12 protein-coding genes and 1 riboswitch are annotated in these 19,725 nt (G+C 48.3%); of the genes, 4 read left to right on the top strand and 8 right to left on the bottom strand.

Annotation, left to right across the window (positions count from 1 at the left end; translation table 11 throughout):
* Nucleotides 1-119: 119 nt before the first annotated feature.
* The 3 genes from B0D95_RS08305 to B0D95_RS08295 form a co-directional block, all read right to left on the bottom strand.
* Nucleotides 120-1,880 (bottom strand): amidohydrolase, encoded by a 1,761-nt coding sequence (locus B0D95_RS08305; protein WP_078043463.1) that lies wholly within the window; start codon nucleotides 1,878-1,880, stop codon nucleotides 120-122.
* A gap of 132 nt (nucleotides 1,881-2,012) precedes the next feature.
* Entirely contained in the window at nucleotides 2,013-2,660 is a 648-nt protein-coding gene (locus B0D95_RS08300; RefSeq protein ID WP_078043462.1) for a hypothetical protein, read from the bottom strand.
* Between the two features lie 49 nt (nucleotides 2,661-2,709).
* Nucleotides 2,710-3,294: a DUF4136 domain-containing protein gene (locus tag B0D95_RS08295; RefSeq protein ID WP_078043461.1), complete on the bottom strand. Its 585-nt coding sequence runs from the start codon at nucleotides 3,292-3,294 to the stop codon at nucleotides 2,710-2,712.
* A 285-nt stretch (nucleotides 3,295-3,579) separates the two neighbouring features.
* On the opposite strand from B0D95_RS08295, the gene B0D95_RS08290 reads away from it, so the two are divergent.
* A complete protein-coding gene (locus tag B0D95_RS08290; protein ID WP_078043460.1) occupies nucleotides 3,580-4,188 on the top strand; it encodes a M15 family metallopeptidase in 609 nt (202 codons plus the stop codon).
* 89 nt (nucleotides 4,189-4,277) lie between these two features.
* Here B0D95_RS08290 and B0D95_RS08285 read toward each other — a convergent pair whose 3' ends face one another.
* Complete coding sequence (locus B0D95_RS08285; protein ID WP_078043459.1) at nucleotides 4,278-5,609, bottom strand: hypothetical protein; 1,332 nt, start codon at nucleotides 5,607-5,609, stop codon at nucleotides 4,278-4,280.
* Nucleotides 5,610-5,666: 57 nt separating this feature from the next.
* Nucleotides 5,667-8,018: a TonB-dependent receptor gene (locus tag B0D95_RS08280; protein WP_078043458.1), complete on the bottom strand. Its 2,352-nt coding sequence runs from the start codon at nucleotides 8,016-8,018 to the stop codon at nucleotides 5,667-5,669.
* A 278-nt stretch (nucleotides 8,019-8,296) separates the two neighbouring features.
* Between B0D95_RS08280 and B0D95_RS08275 the strand changes: the two genes are divergently transcribed.
* Complete coding sequence (locus B0D95_RS08275) at nucleotides 8,297-10,399, top strand: TonB-dependent siderophore receptor (protein WP_078043457.1); 2,103 nt, start codon at nucleotides 8,297-8,299, stop codon at nucleotides 10,397-10,399.
* 109 nt (nucleotides 10,400-10,508) lie between these two features.
* Here B0D95_RS08275 and B0D95_RS08270 read toward each other — a convergent pair whose 3' ends face one another.
* Entirely contained in the window at nucleotides 10,509-12,629 is a 2,121-nt protein-coding gene (locus B0D95_RS08270) for a TonB-dependent siderophore receptor (RefSeq protein ID WP_078043456.1), read from the bottom strand.
* A gap of 170 nt (nucleotides 12,630-12,799) precedes the next feature.
* Nucleotides 12,800-12,989, top strand: a riboswitch (cobalamin riboswitch).
* 128 nt (nucleotides 12,990-13,117) lie between these two features.
* Here B0D95_RS08270 and B0D95_RS08265 point away from each other — a divergent pair.
* Nucleotides 13,118-15,061 (top strand): TonB-dependent receptor, encoded by a 1,944-nt coding sequence (locus B0D95_RS08265; protein ID WP_078043455.1) that lies wholly within the window; start codon nucleotides 13,118-13,120, stop codon nucleotides 15,059-15,061.
* Between the two features lie 61 nt (nucleotides 15,062-15,122).
* Nucleotides 15,123-15,761, top strand: a complete 639-nt coding sequence (gene cobO / locus B0D95_RS08260; RefSeq protein WP_078043454.1) for a cob(I)yrinic acid a,c-diamide adenosyltransferase — start codon at nucleotides 15,123-15,125, stop codon at nucleotides 15,759-15,761.
* On the opposite strand, the gene B0D95_RS08255 is transcribed toward cobO, so the two are convergent.
* Nucleotides 15,762-17,096, bottom strand: a complete 1,335-nt coding sequence (locus B0D95_RS08255) for an AcvB/VirJ family lysyl-phosphatidylglycerol hydrolase (protein ID WP_078043453.1) — start codon at nucleotides 17,094-17,096, stop codon at nucleotides 15,762-15,764.
* Nucleotides 17,093-19,675, bottom strand: a complete 2,583-nt coding sequence (gene mprF, locus B0D95_RS08250; protein WP_149867886.1) for a bifunctional lysylphosphatidylglycerol flippase/synthetase MprF — start codon at nucleotides 19,673-19,675, stop codon at nucleotides 17,093-17,095. Before mprF ends, B0D95_RS08255 begins: the two co-directional genes overlap by 4 nt.
* Nucleotides 19,676-19,725: the final 50 nt, after the last annotated feature.

Below are 19,725 nucleotides of genomic sequence, written 5' to 3'. Positions count from 1 at the left end.
GCGGTGGGCATTACTTTTTCTGCATGTTTATTGTAGATATTGTGGTTGATTTCCATATGGCGCCAGACAGGACATTTTGTAGACGCCAAGGGAAGGCAGATTAAAATCTAAAAGCATTTTTATTTTTCATACTCTGTTGAGCGATAAACACTTTTTCCTTCTTTGATCGTTTCCAGAACCCTTATTTGCTTTAAGTTTGCACGGGTTTTGGTTAGCGGGTTTTCGGCGAGTACAACAAAATCAGCCAGTTTTCCAACTTCAATGGAACCCTTGGTGGCTTCTTCAAAATGCTGATAGGCAGCAGATAATGTCATGGCTTTAAGCGCTGCCAATGGTTCAAGGCGATGTTCAGCGCCCAATACATAACCACTGCGTGTAGTGCGATTTACCGCTGTTCCAATTAATTGCATGGAGTCGGGGAAAATGACCGGGGCATCGGAATGGATGCTGAATGGAACATCCTGTGTCAAAAACCATCCTGTCGGTGAAATGTTCTCAGCCCGCTCTGGCCCCACAACGGACTCGCGGTGCCAGTCACCCCAATTAAATGTATGTAACGGAAAGGCCGAAACGAAAATGCCGAGCTCTTTAATCGCAGGGACTTGATCGGCGCGAATAAAATGGCCATGAATAATAACCGGACGATGATTGGTGCCGGGATAGATTTTTTGCGCGTTACGCACTGCATTGATAAATTGTTCAACCGCTGCATCACCACTGCAATGTCCAAGGACTTGCCAATTGTTTTTATAAGCCAGCAGTATCCATTCGTTTAATTTTTCATCGCTAAAGGCCGGGTAGCCCGCATAGGTTTCAGGCTGACCTTCCGGCACTTTAAAATAAGGTACGGTAAACCAACCGGTTTTACCTTGTGGTGAACCATCCAATGTTAATTTTACGCCGCCCATGCGTAAATGATTTTTATAGTGGCGTGACATTAGTGGGCTTTGTAGTAGGGGATCATCACCAAAGGTCACAATATCGGGATAGGAAACTACATCTGCCTTGAGTGTCCCTGCTTCTGACATAGCCATTAATAGTTTTAAATTATCTTTGGTGGTTTTTCCATCCTGAATGGTAGTGAAGCCATTTGCTAGATAAATCTTTTCAGAGGCCTGAAGCTGCGCGGCAATTTCATCAGGAGTGAATGCTGGAAATATTTTATAAACCACGCTAAAAAATGCATTTTCTTCGAGTACCCCATTGGGCGTTTTGCCATCCGCTTCGCGCCGGATGACCCCGCCATCAGGTGCAACACTGGCGGCAGTAATGCCGACTTGTTCCAGCGCTTTACTATTGAGCGCACCAAAATGCCCGGATTGGTGTGTGACCATAATGGGTAATTCGGTAGAAATTGCATCTAAATCGTGGCGTGTGGGGTGGCGGTGTTCGGCAAGTTGTGAATCGTCATAGTTCATGCCGATAGCAACGCCGTGCTTTTTTACAATAGGTGATGTCGCAATAAAATCGCGCATGGTTTTTTGCAAATCGGCGATGTTTTTTGCCGATCCATCCGGTGGCGGGAGCAGGTTAGCCAATACGGTTTGTGTGCCCACTTCACTAAAATGCGAGTGACCGTCAATAAACCCTGGTACCAGCGTTTTTCCGTGTAAATCAATCAACTGTGTCTGCGCGCTTTTGTGTGATCTTTCTATATCGACATAGTTGCCAACGGCAATAATTTTTCCGTCTTCAACTGCAATGGCTTCGGCCTTAGGTTGGGTGTCGTTGAGGGTAATAATGGTGCCGCCGAAATAGATGCTATCTGCCGCTTTTATTGAGGTGGGGGGAGATGGCTCGGAGCAGCTTATTAGGCAAGCTGCTAATATGCCAACGCATAAATGTTTTCCTGATTGGCTAAATCTTGTGAGTAAAGTCATGATCGAATTCTTTGCGTGAAAATAATTACATGTCGTTAACCTGCTGTTTTATGTTCATATGTGTTCTGTTTTATTGCTGGCAACAATCAACCGAAGCTCCGATTTTTATCAGAGCTTTGGTTGGAGTTTTTATTACTTGTTAACGCTGCCCTCTTGTTTCCAGCCGCTATCGGTTTTGCACAATAAATATTGCCCCTCCAAGGATGTGCCATCGGCATCAAACAAGCTGATGGCAATGGTTTTACAGTGCTGCTGATTTTTTCTGGCTGCACCAACCAGTACCACTGTCCCGTTAATTTTGGATTTGGCATTAAACCAGGTAACTGGCGTGCCTATGTTGTTGTCATTTAACGCTTGCAGAGAATGAGTTTCAATCAGGGTGATATCGGTATCGCTTAGGGTTTGCAAGCGAGATTGTGTAATGTGCCATTTATTTTCCGTGTTTTTGCAAATGGTAAAGCCGTAGTTCTCTGGATTTTTTTGTGGTGCCGAGAAATGTAATAACGTGCGGCGACAGGGATTTCCGGCTTCAGTGTAGCTGAGCTTGGGAAGGATTTTTACATTCACTTTGGCTTCAGGTGCCTGCCACTGCGTGATTTTTTTATCGGGATTTTCTTCCAGTACGCGATTGATTTCTGTTTTTAATTGCTGCATTTCGCTATCGGACAGCTGGCTGGGTAAGGTGTTTTTCATGAACCCAAAATTACTCGCTGCAGCGGGCAGTGCAATACTGCATAGTAATGCAATGACAAGATGACGCGAATGAATTCCTCTAAACATATACAGGCTCCTGTGTTTTAGTAGGCTGATTGATCAAGTTGTCGCGCATTTAGCGCGGTGCTGGAATTCGATGCAGTAATACACTGGCTGCTGTTTTTGCTGCGCTGACGGGGTTGGTTTGTTCGACACCAGAGGTCAGCAGTTTACTGGCACCACCTTCCCATAATAAGTGTTCGGTGCGTGTTGCGCGCATACTGATTGTGATAATGCCATGTTCAAGCAAGTTGCTGGCACCCTGCGGATCTTCCCAGCCGGTAAAGCGGAAATTGCCTGTGTCATCGCGTATCCAATGTGGGCCGTAGTTGGGCTCCTCTATTCCAGGGCGAGTGACCACCGCAATACGATAATCCAATAATAATTGCGCATTATCTGCTGAATACACATAACCTTTGATGGCCATTCCTTTATCGATTTCCGCGCGGAAGGTTGCATCAAACTGCTGTGCATTGGCACCACTGGCTGCATCGAGTGCAGGTCGTTCCCAATGGTAGGTTTTTAGCCCTTTAAGCTCAGGAGATGCAGCTTGCATTTCGCGGTATTTGATGGAAGAGCAACTGCTGAGAATGGCAGAGAGTAGTGCTAACAGCATGGTGAAGCGGGTAACTTTTATTAAACCAGTGGATAGAGTCATCATTGTAAATTCCGTCTTAAACCTGTGAGGTGAAAATGGAGGGGCTATTTAGCATAGCTATAGGACACTGTTGTTGGCGTAATAATTACCAATAGCCTTTTACAGTTGTAGTACACATTTCCCTCAATGCAATAATTCATTCCTATCAGCCGTTTTTCACATGCAAATTTGTGCTAATGCAGGCATTTACCTGACCCCGTTCGCTGTGATCTAAATAGTTGGCGTGAGCGCTGCATATTTTGGGCGGTTCTTTCGTCATGACTAACAGGCTAAGACAAGGAGATGGGAATGCGTATTGATGAAATGATTACAGCGATACAGACCGAATTGGGTATAGGGGTAGATGGTAAGGCTGGTCCTGAAACCTGGGGGGCCATTTACAGAAAGATTTGCAAACCTGCTAACACTAAAATAATTGCAACAGCGGTAACCGATTTGGTTGATTCGCGTAGCGAAAAGATTATTTCAACTCTGTTGCCTGAGGTTCAATCTTATGCGCGGGCGTTGGTACACAAAGCGGCGGCGAATGCTATTACCATTAAGGTAATCAGTGGCTTGCGTACCTATGACGAGCAAAATGCACTTTATGCCCAAGGGCGTACTGCTCCTGGCAACAAGGTAACCAATGCACGTGGCGGTTACTCTAATCACAATTTTGGTATCGCATTTGATATAGGTGTTTTTGAAGGTAGCAAATATTTAGGGGATTCACCCAAATATAAGGCCGTGGGAATATTGGGTACAGAGATAGGGCTAGAGTGGGGTGGGAACTGGAAGACAATTGTCGACCAGCCACACTACCAACTACGTCCTGCATGGGCGACGAATCTGACTGAGCGGGATATGCTATCTGAACTTCGCAGTCGGCGAGAGTCGGGAAAAGCGGTTTATGCTTAATTAAGGATTGGCGATAAAAAAGGGTCGTCAATTCATCATTGACGACCCTTTCTTGAGAGGATGTTTGCCCCGCTCCTGACTAACCAATATCAGTGATGACTGCCCTGTGGGTCAGCGATGCCAAGCCAGGTGAATTTGTTGGGTACAAAATTCAATTGCAAGCTGGTGCTTACGGTGCCTTCATCCAAATCAATGGCCTTGATTTGGTTGGCGATAGGATCACTCACATAGGCTATGTGACCCGGTGTCAGTGCCAGCTCAAAGCGGCTGCCACTGGGCAGTGCAGCGATGTTGCTGGTAACGGCTTGGATTCGACTTTTTACCGACCAGTCGTTGGTATTTAACAGTGTTAACCAGCCTTGACTATCCAGTATCACAAATAATTCACCGCTATCGGCAAAGCCATAGGCTAATGCACTCGGTGCGGGTGAGGTATTGGCGTCTATCCAGTTGATCGCAGTGAGTTGATTGGTACTGGTATTCACTGCATAAAATTCGCCAGCGGCTATGCCGACAAATTCCATTACATCATCGCTTCCCAGCAGTGTGCCAACACGTTTGGTTGTGTCAAAGTTTGCAGGGTTAGCAATTTTTTCAGCAGTGAAGGCATCACCATTTTGGGTAATTACCAATACACCGTCAGTACAGCCAAACGCGATTTGGTTTTCATTTTGTGCACTGCCATGTAAACCGGGGCAGGTTTCAGTAAAGACGGTTTGTTCAGTGAAAAAACCGGCGTTTGCTTTGTATAGCGCAACGCGGTCGGGCAGGGTGCTGGTGGTTGCAGCATCGCGTACAGTGGAAATTAAATAGTCACCACGCCCTTGTGCGGCACCGTGCATGTGTGTGGTGTATTCCAGGCGAGTGCCCGCCGTATTGTTGGCAATGTCACTCTCGGTATACACGCCAACACTCGCCGCTGTGGTGGTGGCTGCATTGCCGTCATAAAAAATGACGGATTGAGTGGTGTTGCCGGTAAAGTGTGTCGGACGTGAATTGGTGGCGCTAAAACTCATCCACAGGGGCGCTGCAATCACATCATCTTTATGGTCGCCGTGATCTTCTTGCGACAGTCCACTATCAATAACATTGACGCGGTCAGCGGTGCGTTGAATCACATAACCGTAACGATAGGACGGGCTTGCATAAACGGCGCTGGCGGATTCTGTCAGCGTAAACTCTTCCAGCAGCGCTTTGTCCTTAATATCAAAAATACTGATTTTTGCCTGGTTTTGAGCGCTGATTAACAAGCGGCCCTGAGTGAGTTCATCGTCATGATCGTGGTCATCGTCGTGATCATGGTCGTGATCAATCGGTACCGGGTCGCGTTCAACAATTTTTGTATCGCCACCACCACAGGCGCTGAGCAGTGAGGCGATAAGAATCAGTGTGAGACTGAACGGGATATTTTTCTTCAACATTGTTGTTTACCTTTCCAATAGCGTTTCGTTTCAATTCATTGTTAAACAGGCAGCCGATTAAAAGCTGCCGCTAATTCCCAGCGCAAATGAACGTGCGGGCAATGGGGCCTTTTCCTTGAGGAATGAGGCGTGTACACGGGCGTATTCGTCAGTGAGGTTGTTGCCTTTGAGGTAAATTTTTAGCCCGTCATTGAGCGCGTAACTGATTTGGGCATCCAGCAGGGTGTAAGCGTCGGTACTGGTTTCAAATGCACCGATGTTGTCTTGTTCAAAATAGTGCTGGCCACTTAATTCCGCGCGCCAGTTACCTGTTTCATATTCCGCGCGCGCGCCAACACGCAGCGGTGGGATGCGCGGTAAATCGCCACCATCCACAAGTTGTGCGCGTATGTAATCGCTGGTGAGGCTGAGTTTGAAAGGAGCACTCAGTTGCCATACAAATTCGGTTTCAAAGCCATAGAGTTCTGCATCGCGTGCTTGATAAATAAATACCGGTAATTCACTGCTGTGGCCGTGAGCGTCTTCCTCGTCGCCATGATCGTGATCATGCCCGCTCTCACGCGTTAAACCGGTTTCGGCAAGGTAATAATAATTGTCGATACGGTTGTAAAACGCGTTGAGGATGAAACCAAAATCGCCTTCAAATTTACGCAGGGAAATATCGATGTTGTTGGAGGTTTCCAATTCCAGATCGTGGCGAGCCAAATCAAAATGGAATTCGCCGTCTTCATCTTCTACCAGTTGTAACAGCGCTCCCACTTCATACAAGCCTGAGCCAATATGCGGACCAAAGGACAATAATTCAGCAGCCGATGGTGTGCGTTCGGCATGGGTGTAGGAGAGGCCAATGTTGTAGCCGGGCGTGAAATCCCATACCACACCGGCAGAGGCGCTGAAGGGGGTTGATTCATGGTCTATCGAAAACACGCGGAGGTATTCTTCGGTGTGTTCGTCGTCGGCATGATCGTGTTCGTCAAGGTCGACCTGGAAATTATCGGCAGTAATTTTTACCTGCTCGATACGTGCACCTAATTGCACTAATACATCACCAAAGTGGCGCTCTTCCATTAATCCAAGGGCAAGTGTTCTGGTTTGGCTGGGTGGGGTGAACGCTTCTTCGCCAATGGCTTCAAAGTCGCTGTGTTTATAGTGCAGGCTCAAGGCGCCGCGCCATTCTGCGATGGGGTGATGGAATAATTCCCAACGCGCTTCCGCAGTTTCATTGCGGAAGGTGGTGCCGACTTCACCGTTTTCGATTTCGCTGTGCTCGTAATCGGTAAAGCCAAAGCGGGTGTTACTGGCACTGAAAAAATCGTGATCCAGATTCAGTTCGCTTAAAAATTGAATGCGATGTTGTTTGACATCGGCATAAACATCGACTTCTTCATCGCCGCCGTGGCCATGACCGGGAATGCCATACTGGCGATCCAACAAACCGTAGGACAGGCCGACAAACCCTTCATCCATAACCTGACTGGCGCCGATATTAAAACCCTTGCCTTCGCTCCAGGAATTGGCGAGGCGATTGCTGCTCTGCGCGTCGTGGTCTGCTTCATGCTCTTCGGTTTCGATTTCGGCAGCACCGGGGATTTTGTAGTTATCGGCTTCGCGCCAGAAACCATCCAAATGCAAACCCATGCTGCCTATACCTGTGTTGCCACTGGCAGAGACCAATTTGTCGTCAGCGACAGAATCCTGCTGCAGGCGCCATTCACCGTTAGTGTCCGTGGATTGGGGGACGCGGTCATCCACCACATTCACTACACCGCCAATCGCGCCGCTACCGTAGAAGAGTGTTGCAGGGCCGCGCAGGATTTCAATTTGGCGCGCTGTGGATGCCTCTGCTGCAACCGCATGGTCCGGGCCCACGCGGGAAGCATCGCCAGCATCCAAGCCATTTTGAGTCACGAGTACACGAGGGCCTTCCAGGCCGCGAATAATCGGGCTGCTGGCAACCGGGCCGTAGTAACTGGAATGCACACCCACTTCATGCTTCAGGGTTTCTCCCAGCGTGGATGCCTGACGCTCACGCAATGCATCGCCGCTGAGCACATTGACTGGCTGGGCCGACTCCATATTGGAGGCATGCCAGGGCAGGCCCACCACATTCACAATTTCCAGCGTGGTGCTGCTGAGTACCAGTTCGACGGGGCCGTCGCCTTCATGCACATGCAGGGTTCTGTGGGTGTAGTCCGGTGCACGCACATGCAGCTCAACGTGTTTGTCCGTTACCTGCGGGAGTTGAAATTCACCGCGTTCATTGGCTGTGGTACGGATATTGGTACCCACCACCTCGATTGTCGCGCCGGCAATCGGCATACCCGCCGGGTCGCGCACCACACCTTCTACTTGCGCCAACACCGGCGCACTTACGGCGGCAATTGCCAGCCACAAAAGGGATTTTTTCATCGTCATCACATCCTCACCAACATCAGAAAGCACTGCGACTCAAGCGCAACAGGCGCCAAGCCATCCAAATTTTTGGTGATGTTATACTATAACAATTTGATGGGGCAACTTAAGGCGTGAATAAAACCATTACCTATGCAGTATTGGGTGACACTGAATAATTAATTTTGTGATATTGATTCTTATTTGCAGCGGAATTAGGATTGCATCCATTTAAACGTCACTCTTGTATTTTCAAGGCGGTTTGGCCTGAAACAAGGATCATTGGGGAAGTGGGTATGCATAAATTGTCGCGTGGTGTTTTAGCCTTGTCGGTTGCAGGTGTTGTTTGGGGCAGCAATGCCCATGCACAAATGAATCAGCAACCAACAGTATCAAGTAAGAGTTCCAGTAAGGGCGAGATTGAAACCGTTTATGTGTATGGCGAGGCGGAGAAAACCAAAACCGCGACCAAGTTGAACCTGACGGTGCTGGAAACGCCGCAAGTGGTGTCGGTGATTTCCCGTGACCAGATTGAAGACTTTTCCCTGCGGGAGATTAACTCCCTGTTAGCCCAGGTCCCCGGCGTTACGGTTGAGCAGGTGGAAACCGGTCGTACTTACTACACGGCGCGCGGTTTTGACATTGTTAACTTTCAATACGATGGGGTGGGGGTTCCCTTTTCTTATGGCTTGGGCCATGGCCATGACGACACGGCGATTTACGAGCAGGTGGAAGTCGTCAAAGGCGCTACCGGCTTGATCACTGGCCTCGCTAATCCCTCGGCCACCATTAACTATTTGCGCAAACGTCCGACGGAAAACGTGCAAGCATCGGTCACTGGCTCTGCGGGTAGTTGGAATCAATACCGTATAGATGGCGATATTTCCGGGCCAATCATTGCGGACAAGCTCAAGGGGCGTTTGGTTCTCGCCAAGCAAGATGGGGATTCCTACCTGGATCGCTACAGCAAAGAGCTGACGGTTTTCTACGGCATTATCGACGGCTCAATAACGGAGACCACGCGATTCGCCTTGGGTCACAGCGTTAATGACAGCCATAGCGATGCAAACTCATCCGGTGCCTTGCCGTTGTTTTACGAGGGTGGCGCTCTGACGGATTATGATGTGTCCACCAACACGGCACCGAAATGGGCTTATCAGGATGTGAAGCAAACCCGCACCTTCGTTGAGTTGGAACAAGAGTTGGGCACAAACTGGATGGCGAAAGCCATTTTTACGCGCAATGACCTGGACAGTGAGTGGCCATCACTTTACTTGTCGGGCGCCCCGGACCCGATTACAGAAGAAGGTTTGCGGGCAAAGGCCAGTTTCTACGAAGCTGCTGATAAAGAGGAAATTGTCGATCTTTTTGTGAACGGCTCTTTTTCACTCTGGGGGCAAGAGCATGAGTTGGTCGCGGGTATTAATACGGCGGATATCAAACTGACCGGTCGTTCTGTGTATAACAATGAATGGAACTATGCTCCGATAGGTGCAGATTGGGCCGAGGGGAAAACAGCACTGCCAGTATTCGATGTATACGACGCGGCGACACAATCTACACTCATTGATCAGACGCAGGATTCTTATTACGTATCCACTCGCCTCAGCCTCACGGACGCACTTTCTGTTCTTCTGGGGGCACGCACGGTTGATATCGAGCAGGATGGGATCAGCTATGGCGCACCGCAGGTAGCATCCGACAAGGAAACCGTTCCTTATGCAGGCATCACCTATGAAATTCTTCCGGGCACCATGCTCTATACCAGCTATAGCGAAGTCTTTAACCCCCAAACCTGGGTTGATGCTGATTTGTTGCCGCTGGGTGCGGTACGTGGAGAGAGCGCGGAAATCGGTGTTAAGCAGGAAGTGTTTGCCGGTAATGCGGTACTCACACTGGCTATGTTTGAATCCAGTCAGGACAACTTCGGCGAATGGGTTGCCCGTGATACTGCATCCGGTTTAAACATTTATCGCGGTGTTGGCTTTGACAGCGACGGGTTTGAAGTGGAATTGGCTGGTGAAGTGTTTTCTGGTTTGAATATCAGTGCTGGTTACACTCAGGTCAAGGTTAAGGATGAAAATGGCGATGACACACGCCGCTTTATCCCAACCCGACAATTTAAAGTGGCCACTGCCTATAACCTCGCAGCCCTCCCGGAGTTGCGCCTGGGTGCAAGCATTAATTGGCAGAATGAAATTTATTATGGCGACACCCAAGTCCAAGGTACTTACGCGCTGGTTGATCTCTTTGCCCGTTATGAGCTGACCACAAACCTGGCCTTAGCCTTGAACCTGAATAATCTGGGTGATGAAAAATACCTTCTCAGCCCGCAATGGGGCCAGGCTAATTATGGCGCTCCGCGCAATGTAACTGGCTCTATTACCTGGCGTTACTAAGGAATTAACAGCGACGAAAAAGGCACAGCGTTCAGAGGAAATCTGCTGTGCCTTAAGGCGCGCACCGCGCAAAAACCAAAAAGCCACCGCAAGGGTGGCTTTTTGGTAGTTAGAACTTGATGTCTACCCCAATCTCAAGGGTACGGCCAATACCGGGGAAAATACCTTCGGGCGCGCGGGAGGCGATGTATTTTTCATCGCTCAGGTTGCGTACCGCGAGGGTGTATTTCACTGTGTCGTCTGCGTTGATGTAGGCATTGGCATCCCAAACGGTGTAGCTGGGAAGTAGACCGGTGCGGCCATTGGCGCTACCCGCTTGGGTGTTTTCCAAATCAGCATACTGCTCACTCACGTAGGAGGCACCCAGGTTGCCGCCCCAGTTAGCTGCTTCATAGACAAGGCGCAGGTTGAGCAAGTGCTCGGGAGCATAGGTCAAACGGTTTCCGTTGCGGTCAATGCCGCCAATGATACGGGTGCTGGTGAGTTTGGCATCGTCGAGGAAGGTGTAGTTACCGGCCAGGCTGAAACCGCCGCCGATAATCCAGTCGCCACCCAACTCAATGCCCTGATTCAGGGTTTCACCGGCGTTGCCCAGTTGCGTGCCTGCGCCGCCCGATTGGCTGGCTTGTACCAGTTGGTTGTCAAAGTCCAGACGGAAGAAGGTGACTTCATAACGGCCCTGACCCCAACTGCCGCGTGCACCCAGTTCAAAGTTGGTGCTGCGCTCGGCATCCAGATCCACCGCATCGCCGTTGTTGCTCACAGCATCCGCCACGCGAGGAGGGGCAAATCCTTCGTGCACACCGGCAAACAGGGTAGCAGCGGCACTCAATTTCCAGGTGGCGCCAATGCCGGGCACTACTTCGGTGTTATCCACTTCGGCTACAGAGGGTGCGAGTGATTGCCAGACGCGTATGTCGCGTTTTTGCTCGTATTTTTCAACCCGTACCCCGGGAGTGATAGTGAAGCTGTCGCTCAGGTGGAAACGGTTTTGCGCAAATAGGGCAATAGCTTGTGCGGTGCGGGTATCGTCTTCGCGAACCCCATTTTTATAGTCAGCGCTGTTAATAGTAACGTCAACGCGGTGATCGGCTGGTTGACCGGCACGGCCACGGACGCGTTGGTTTTCCATTTCTTCATCGTGCAGGCGCAGGCCGAGTTCAAATTCGTTGGTCAAACCAAACAATTGATGTGGCTGGCTCCAGCGACTGTCGATACCCATCACGGTAAATTCACGCAGGCGACCATCGCTCTGGCCGCTGAGTACGGAATAACCCGCGTTGGCACCTGTTGTGGGTTGGCTGTGGCCTTCCCGCCACCAATCGCGCTCGGCATTGTTCCAGTAAAGCAGGGTTTTGATACTGGTGCCGTCGCCCAGATCCAGTTCATGGTTCAGGTCAACGCCGGTGCGCTCTACCTGCATTTCATCATTCTTCGCTTTGTTTTGTTTGTAGTCTTCCTCGTACTCTTTTTGGGTGAGGCCGAGGTAGGTGTGCTGTGCGACGTGTTTGTATTGGGTCAGCTTGATGCCGATAAATTGGCTCTCGCCAATAGCAGTGCCTGCTTTGGCGACAATATCGTTTACCTCAAATGGCATGTCGCGCCAGCCATCACCTTCTTTGCGCAGGGCGCTGATGCTGGCAGTGGTGCTATCCCAGTTACCACCATATTCAGCCAGCAAGCTGTTGTAGCCCAGGCTGCCGCCAGTGGCTTTTACGCGGAAGCCTTCTGGGTTGCGGGTGATGTAGTTAATCGCACCGCCGATGGTCGATGGACCATAGCGCAGCGCGCCGCTGCCTTTGAGCACCTCAATACTATCCATGCGCTCAATGGGTGGGCTGTAGTAGGTAGCCGGGTCGGTATAAGGGCCAAGGGCGATGGGGGAGCCATCTTCTACCAAAAGTACGCCTTTACTCATGTCCGAGCCCAGTCCGCGAATGGTGATACGCGGGTAAAAACCATAGCCTTCAGTATCGACTGCGTGGATGCCGGGGCTTTTGCGCAGCGCATCCTGAGTGCTGAGTGGCTGTAGCTGGTCGAGCTTTTTGCGATCGATCACTTCAGCGGATCCGGGTGTGGTTTCTAATAATTCCGGTGCGGCAAAAATCTGGATGGTGGGCATCGCCTTGAGTTTTGGCTCATTCGGTGTGTCAGCGGCCATAGTCATGGGTGCGGCGAATACCAGTGCGATACTGGCGGCGAGGGGGCTTAAGCTGAATACGCGTGGCATGTTAAGTGTCCTGACCTGTAGTGTTGTTTACGATATTTTTACGCATGAGATTCTAGTGAGTTTTAATAAGTCAATGCAAATAGAAAAAAGAATGGTTTCTATCTTGGCGGCTTTGGGGTCATAAGGCGTGTGGAGAAAGCAGGAATTCATTGACTTGAGTGACGCTCGCCTTTACCTTGCGCGCCCGAGGTGTCTGATGAGTGCGCAAGCATTGGGATCAGAGTTAATGGGAAGTCGGTGCACATGCCTGGTCGTAAACCAGCGCGATGTAATCCCGACACTGCCCCCGCAACGGTGAATCCACGCCGGCTTAAATGCCGCAGGATGAGTCCGATACCAGCCTCAAACCCGGAGCACTAGCTCCTTTTGTTCACGATGTCGCGGAGGGCAACATCGGTGGAAATCTGTGTGTGTTTTGGGCTTGTGTCTGTAGCCCATGCCTCTATTTTCCGCTTTCCCTCCCTCATCCCCATTGGATTGAGGAAATCATGTCTAGCCAATCAACTGTTCCGTCTACCGCGTTTTTGCTCAGTGGCCTGAGCGCTGCCATTCTTTCTATTACTGCTCCTGTTGCAGTTGCAGCAGAAAAAAAGCTTGAAACTGTGTATGTGAGCGCTACTCGTAGTGAAACCGCCCCTTTACCTGTTGCCACTCAGATTAAGGTGATAGGCGGGGAAGAAATCCGTCAAAGTGGTGCCAAATTATTAACTGAGGTTCTGCGCACTCAGGCGGGCATACAGTTGTCGGATATGGATGGCAGCGGCATGCGCAATGTGTCTATTTCCATGCGTGGTTTGAGTGGAGCCAATAATGTGTTGGTGTTGGTTGACGGCCGTAAGCTGAATAACCCTAGCCAAGCGACGCCTGCGATTAATGCTATTGCGGTACGCGATATTGAACGTATTGAGATTGTGCAGGGTAGTGCGGGTGTGCTTTATGGCGATCAAGCCGTAGGTGGCGTAATTAATGTGATAACACGCCGCGCTGCGGCTGGTGAAACCACTGGCTCAGTTGTTGCGCGCACAGGTAGCGATAATTTAGAAGATTACGGTGTAAATCTGAGTCAAGGTTTTGCCAATGGTGTGAGCTATAGCCTGTCAGGACAAAAGCGCAATGCAGATAACTATCGCGATAATAACCAGTCCGGTTATGAAAGCGCCTTGCTGAATGTGCGCTACGATCATGAGCGCGGTTTTGTGTTTGCTGAAGGCCAGCAAATAAAAGATGATTTGCGTACCCCGGGTTCTATTAGCGATGCCCAGGCAGCAGTTGATCGCCGTCAAACGAATAGTCCTAACGATTACAGTAATCAGGATACTGATACCTGGCGGTTTGGTGGTGGCGTAAATGTGTCTGCCCATTGGTCGGTACAGGCGGAATATTCTGATCGTAATGAAGAAGGTGAATACATGTATTCGCCTAATGCTACCCAATATTCAATGCGTGTAAAAAGTTTAACGCCACGTATTGTCGGTGAATATGCACTTGCAAATGGTCCCATGGTCGCGACTCTGGGGTATGACCAAATTGAAAGTGATTATGAGAGCAATAACGCTTGGTCACCTGTTGCTTCTACGCAAGAGCAGCGTAGTTATTATGCACAGTTGATTTATCCGGTTTTGTCGAAATTGACTGCAACCATAGGTGTGCGCCAGTCAGAAGTGGATGATGAAAATCAATTGCAATCAGAGCAGCAAAAAGACGACCTGACGGCAAGCGAATTTGGTCTAAGTTACCAGCTCAGCAATGAGTGGCGAGTATTTGGTCGCTTTGCCGAGAGTTTCCGTTTTGCAAACCCGGATGATAATAATCTGGTTCCTGTAAACGTCATTTTTTTGAAGCCGCAAACAGGCGAGTCCTTTGAGCTTGGTACGCAATGGCAAGGTGAGAAATCACAGGTTTCTTATGCGCTTTATCATATGACATTAAATGATGAGATCGTTTACGATCCATTTGTTCCCAACAATCAGTTTTATAACGGGGCTAATATTAACTTGCCTGATTCAGAGCGTCAGGGGCTTACACTGGATGCCGACACTCGTTTGAGTGATGAGCTGGCGTTGCGTTTTAATTACACCTATACCGACGCGGAAGTCATTGATGGTACTTATAAAGGTAAGAAAGTCCCATTTATTGCCGAAAATTCGGCGGCAGTAACGGTATTATTCACACCAATTACCCCCTTAACCTTTTCTTTGGAAAGTATTTATACCGGTTCACGTTACAAATCAGGTGATGAGAACAACAGCAGTAGCATGCTTGCACCTCTAACCGTATTCAATTTGGCGGCGGTTTATACTTATCGTCAATTGGAAGTGAGTGGCCGTATCAATAATATTACCAATGAATTGTATGCAGGTTATCACTCGACCTGGGGACAATACCCACAACCAGAACGTAACTACGAAGCCAGTATTACCTATCGCTTCTAAGTACAGTAAGGTGGGTGAAGCGAAAGCAACACCCACCCTTGTTTAATTAAAGAGAATTGCCATGACCGATAACCAGACCGATAGCAACGACAAAGCCAAGCGCCATCAAGAACGCATGCAGCAGCGCAAAGAAATTGTCGATGCGGCGATTGCGCGTGCAGATGAAGAGCGCGGTGTAGTGATTGTGTTAACCGGTGATGGTAAAGGGAAAAGTTCGTCCGGTTTTGGAACGGCCTTGCGCTGCCTCGGGCACGGTTACAAAGTCGCGATAGTGCAATTTATTAAAGGCACATGGGAATGCGGTGAGAAAAACTTTTTAACGGAAAGTGTTTTTCGTGGTGCCAGCCCACAACTTGAGTATTTTGTGATGGGGACAGGCTTCACTTGGGAGACCCAAAGTGCTGAACAAGATAAGGCTGCCGCTGAAAAAGTATGGGAAGAGTGTGAACACGTCTTTCGCGACCCGGATATCCACTTGGTATTGCTGGATGAATTGACCTACATGCTCAATTACAAATATCTGGATAAAGATAAGGTTATTACCGCTATCCAAAACCGCCCGCGCAATCAAAATGTGATTATCACCGGTCGCGGCGCTAAAAAATATCTGGAAGATCTCGCTGATACCTTTAGTGAGGTAAAAGCAATTAAACATGCATTTAATGCCGGTGTTAAAGCGCAAAAGGGAATTGAGTGGTAATCACTGTGCGGTACTGTTTTTAAGTATCAGTTCGATAAGTTGTTGATAGTTCCCATTAAAATGGTGATCGCCGGGTAAATAGAAGAGTTGTTGTTTATCCGGTTTTTGTTCCAGATTTTCCTGAATTTTTTCGCAAAGGCTTTCTTTGGTCTCACTGTAAAAGCAATTGGATGGCCAGTCTTTCCAATCTTTTACTTCCGGGTAAAGTTTATGGCTTGCCTCTTTGTCATTTTGCAGCCAGCCGCTGAGGTGAAAGACAAAGTCCACGCTAGTGGATGGATTTAGTAAATTCACACTCAGAATATTGGCCTGGGTGTCCTTATCTAAACGGTTCACCATAAAGGGCATAACGTCTGCCCCCATAGAAAAACCAATCATAATCAGCTTTGTTTTTTTCCAGGCATTCAGGTAATGGTTAATAACACCTTGTAAATCCTTTCCAGCAATGTCGGGTGTTTTTTCCTCCCAAAAATATTCCAGCGAATTCCAACCAACCACCGCAATTCCTTTACTAGCTAATGCATTGGCGATGTCTTTATCGATATTAGCCCAACCTCCATCACCAGAAATAATAATGGCAAGTGTATTAGAAGTGGGAGTTGTTGATGATAAGTGCATGGGGATTTCAATCAAGGGAAGTTGTGATATTGCTGAGTCTGCAGATGTCGCTTGCTTGGTTGCTAGTACCTGCTCAAATTGACGGCGATCTTGTTGCCAATTGCCCAGAAGCGAAAAATGTGGCATTAGTTGGTTAATCCAGATTGTCGTGTTGAATAATTTCCATGGGGTCTGTAACGGTGTGGTAGCTAAAATGGTGGCGTTATGGGTTTTACTATCCCATGCAATGTTGAGGAGTGGTTTGCAAAATGGAATAGGCAGGGTGAATTGTGTTTCAAGGTTGATGCTGTAAGCACCGCGAAACATGCCTTTGGGTATTTGGCTTAGCATCGCATATAAATAGTGTCCTGCTGTACCAAAACCAGTGATAAAGGCTTGGGTAAAATGCGGGAAACGATGGCGTTGTTGCAGATCTTGCGCATAGACAGACAGTGGTGTTGCTGCATCAAAACAGGTGGCATGTCGCCGCTCAAGAGCAGTGAGATAACTATCCATATTTAATACAGCGCTCAGGTTTCCCTGCTGGCTTAATTGTTCGGCAAATAGTTTGGCTTGGGGTTGATGTTGATTGTCAGTTAACAATAACTCAACGCCCTTTGTGCCGCCGTTATAAACAATGGTGTTACCAAAATCACCCCATGCCAGGGTTTCTGGTTGATACTGCGCCGCACAGCTAAGGCTAAGCACGCATAAAAACAATGACAGCACCCGTTTCATTTGGAAAAGCTCCCTTTAACTCCTCCGGAAATGGCATTGGTGATGGTAAAAATAACCGGTGCCAAGTGTCCGCCTCGTGGCAGTGCAAGATAAACCGGGTTCCATTGCGGGCGAAATTTTTCTTTATAGTGGTGTAATCCCTGAAAATCATAAAATTCGTTGCCCAAGCGAAATACCGATGAACCCAAGCGCTGCCAAAACGGTGCCAATTCATCATCATCCAACCCGGCAAGTGGTGCCATGCCCAGATTGAAGGTGTAATAGTGATGTTCTTTTGCCCAAAGGATAATGTTGGTTAACAAGAAATCCATTGCGCCTTTTGGCGCTTTATCGCCATAGCGCATTAAATCGATGGATACTTCGTTGGGCAGGTCGCCATGCAATACATTGGCAAAAGCAACAATTTCATCATTTTTTTCCACCACAGCAATATCAAAAAGCGACAAGTAGTGTTTGTCAAAGAATCCCAGCGAAAAGCCTTTTTCCCGGGTTTTTTTGTGTGCAAGCCATTGGTCAGAAACCTGTTGCAGCGCAGCGAGGTGATCTGCACATGCTGCAGCGGGAATTATCCTGAAGGTAAAGCCCTCTTTGTTTATTTTATTGATGGTGTTGCGAAATGAGGTCCAGGCATTTCCTTTTAGCGTAAAGTTGCTTAAATCCACATGAGCCTCTTCGCCAAGTTTTACCAGGTTGAGGCCGAGGTCAACGTAGAGTGGTAGGTGTTCAGTGGTAATACGGTAGAACACCGGCTTTGCGCCGTGTAAATCAGCGCGAGAGCGAAACGCCTTGGCCAGGCTTTTAAAGGTGGATTTATTACCGCAGGGATCATTGAGTGCAATCCAGTATTTGGGCGTTGTTATATAGGCAATAAAACTATCGCGGTTTTCACTCCAGAAAAGATACTTGTCAGCACTCAGGCTAATATAGTGTTCGGTATTCTTTTGTGTGTTGATAATTGCATAGGCTTCAGCAATTTCTTCGGGAGAGGGGAGTTGTGGTTTATATTGTCCGCGGGATAAAAGGTAATGCAATAATGTTCCGCAAGCGATAATACTGATGAGTAATGTTGCGCGTAAAAAGCGCGATGCATTGGCGTCCTGCTCAAATTGCCACCACAGCTCATGGGCGTAATTCACTTCTTTGTAGGCCATAAAGCCAATTACAATACTGAATATAATAATGCTGATGATTAATGCTATCCAACCCGGTGTAAGCAAATGTGCACCCAAATTGGATTTGCGGTAAAAGTAAGGCTTGCATGGAATAAATAGCAGGAACAGCACAGTTAAAAATAATGCTTCTTCATAATCCAACCCCTTTGTTAGCGACAGCACAATACCGGCTGCGAGCAGTAACAATGTTAAGGGGTAGGCGGCATTGATCCGCAATAAAATGGCACGTGCGAGTATCAACAGGAACACGCCAATCACGCTGCCCAGTAAGTGTGATGCTTCAATAAGCGGGAGATTAATAATGTGACGAAGGGTATGTAGCCGTTCAGGTAAGTCCGGTGTGCTGCCTGAAAACAATAGAATACTGCCAGCGCCCAGCGTCAACAGGGATAGCAAAAGTGGTAAACGTTTATGCAAAAAAATGCTGAGTGTTTTGACGGTGTTTTGTAGTTGAATCACTCCCGGTAATGTCTGCCAATGGTGCATGAACGTTTTTCGCTGCGTAAATAGAAAAATAAGAAGCGCAATCACCAGTGGTAGTAGAAAATACATCAGTCTGTAGGTTAGCAATGCAATCAAAATAATTTGGTGATTGTAGTTGTCGCCCACCAGGAATAAAAAAGCGCTTTCAAAAATACCTATCCCGCCGGGGACCTGACTAAAAAGCCCTGTTAGTTGCGCAAGAATATACAGGGTAAAAAACCACATAAAGTGCATTTGTGTTGCGGGTTGTAACAAGCAATAGAGCACCAAGCCTGCAAATACCAAATCGCAAATGCCGGCAATGGTTTGCAGTGCGGAAATAGGCGCAGGCGGTAGGCTAATATTAATTTTTTTCCAGCGCAGTTGATGCCGTCCGCTGAGGATCAGCAACCAATAAATCGCCAGTAAGAGTGCGACACTTCCAATGAGCCAGGATAGGTGGCCGCCCAAGAGTTGCGGGTTATGTAACTCCTCTTGCGGAGCAAAAAAATAAGCGGCACACAATAAAGTAGCGGCGCCTAATAAGTAGGTGGCACTGGAGAAAATAATAATTTTTCCAATTGCGGCAGTATCCAATCCCCAGCTTGAATAAAATCGAAAACGCACGGCACCACCGGTGATAATCGCATGGCCCGCATTATTACTGATGGCGAATCCCAGGAAACTGGCTAAGAGTGTTTTATGCCATGCAATTTTGTATTGCAAGTGATGAATGGCCAACAGGTCATAGGTGGCGAGTACCAGATAACCCATGATGGTGGCGGCAAAAGCTAACAGCAAGCTGGATGATGAAAAATCTGCAACAATTTCACCAACGGTAGCCCAGGTTACCTGATAGGTTGTTATTTCCCGCCACACCATGTAAAAGGCTGCCATCGCAGCTAATAAGGAAATTCCATTAATCAACGTGCGCGAGAGTTTCAAGATTGAACCACCTAGGTGTTGGAAGGCGACAGCGAATATCCCGTCGCGCA

The sequence above is a fragment of the Cellvibrio sp. PSBB023 genome (assembly GCF_002007605.1).
Taxonomy (GTDB): domain Bacteria; phylum Pseudomonadota; class Gammaproteobacteria; order Pseudomonadales; family Cellvibrionaceae; genus Cellvibrio.
The sequence above is the reverse complement of the archived record's forward strand: the minus strand, read 5'-3'. Positions and strand labels throughout refer to the sequence as shown.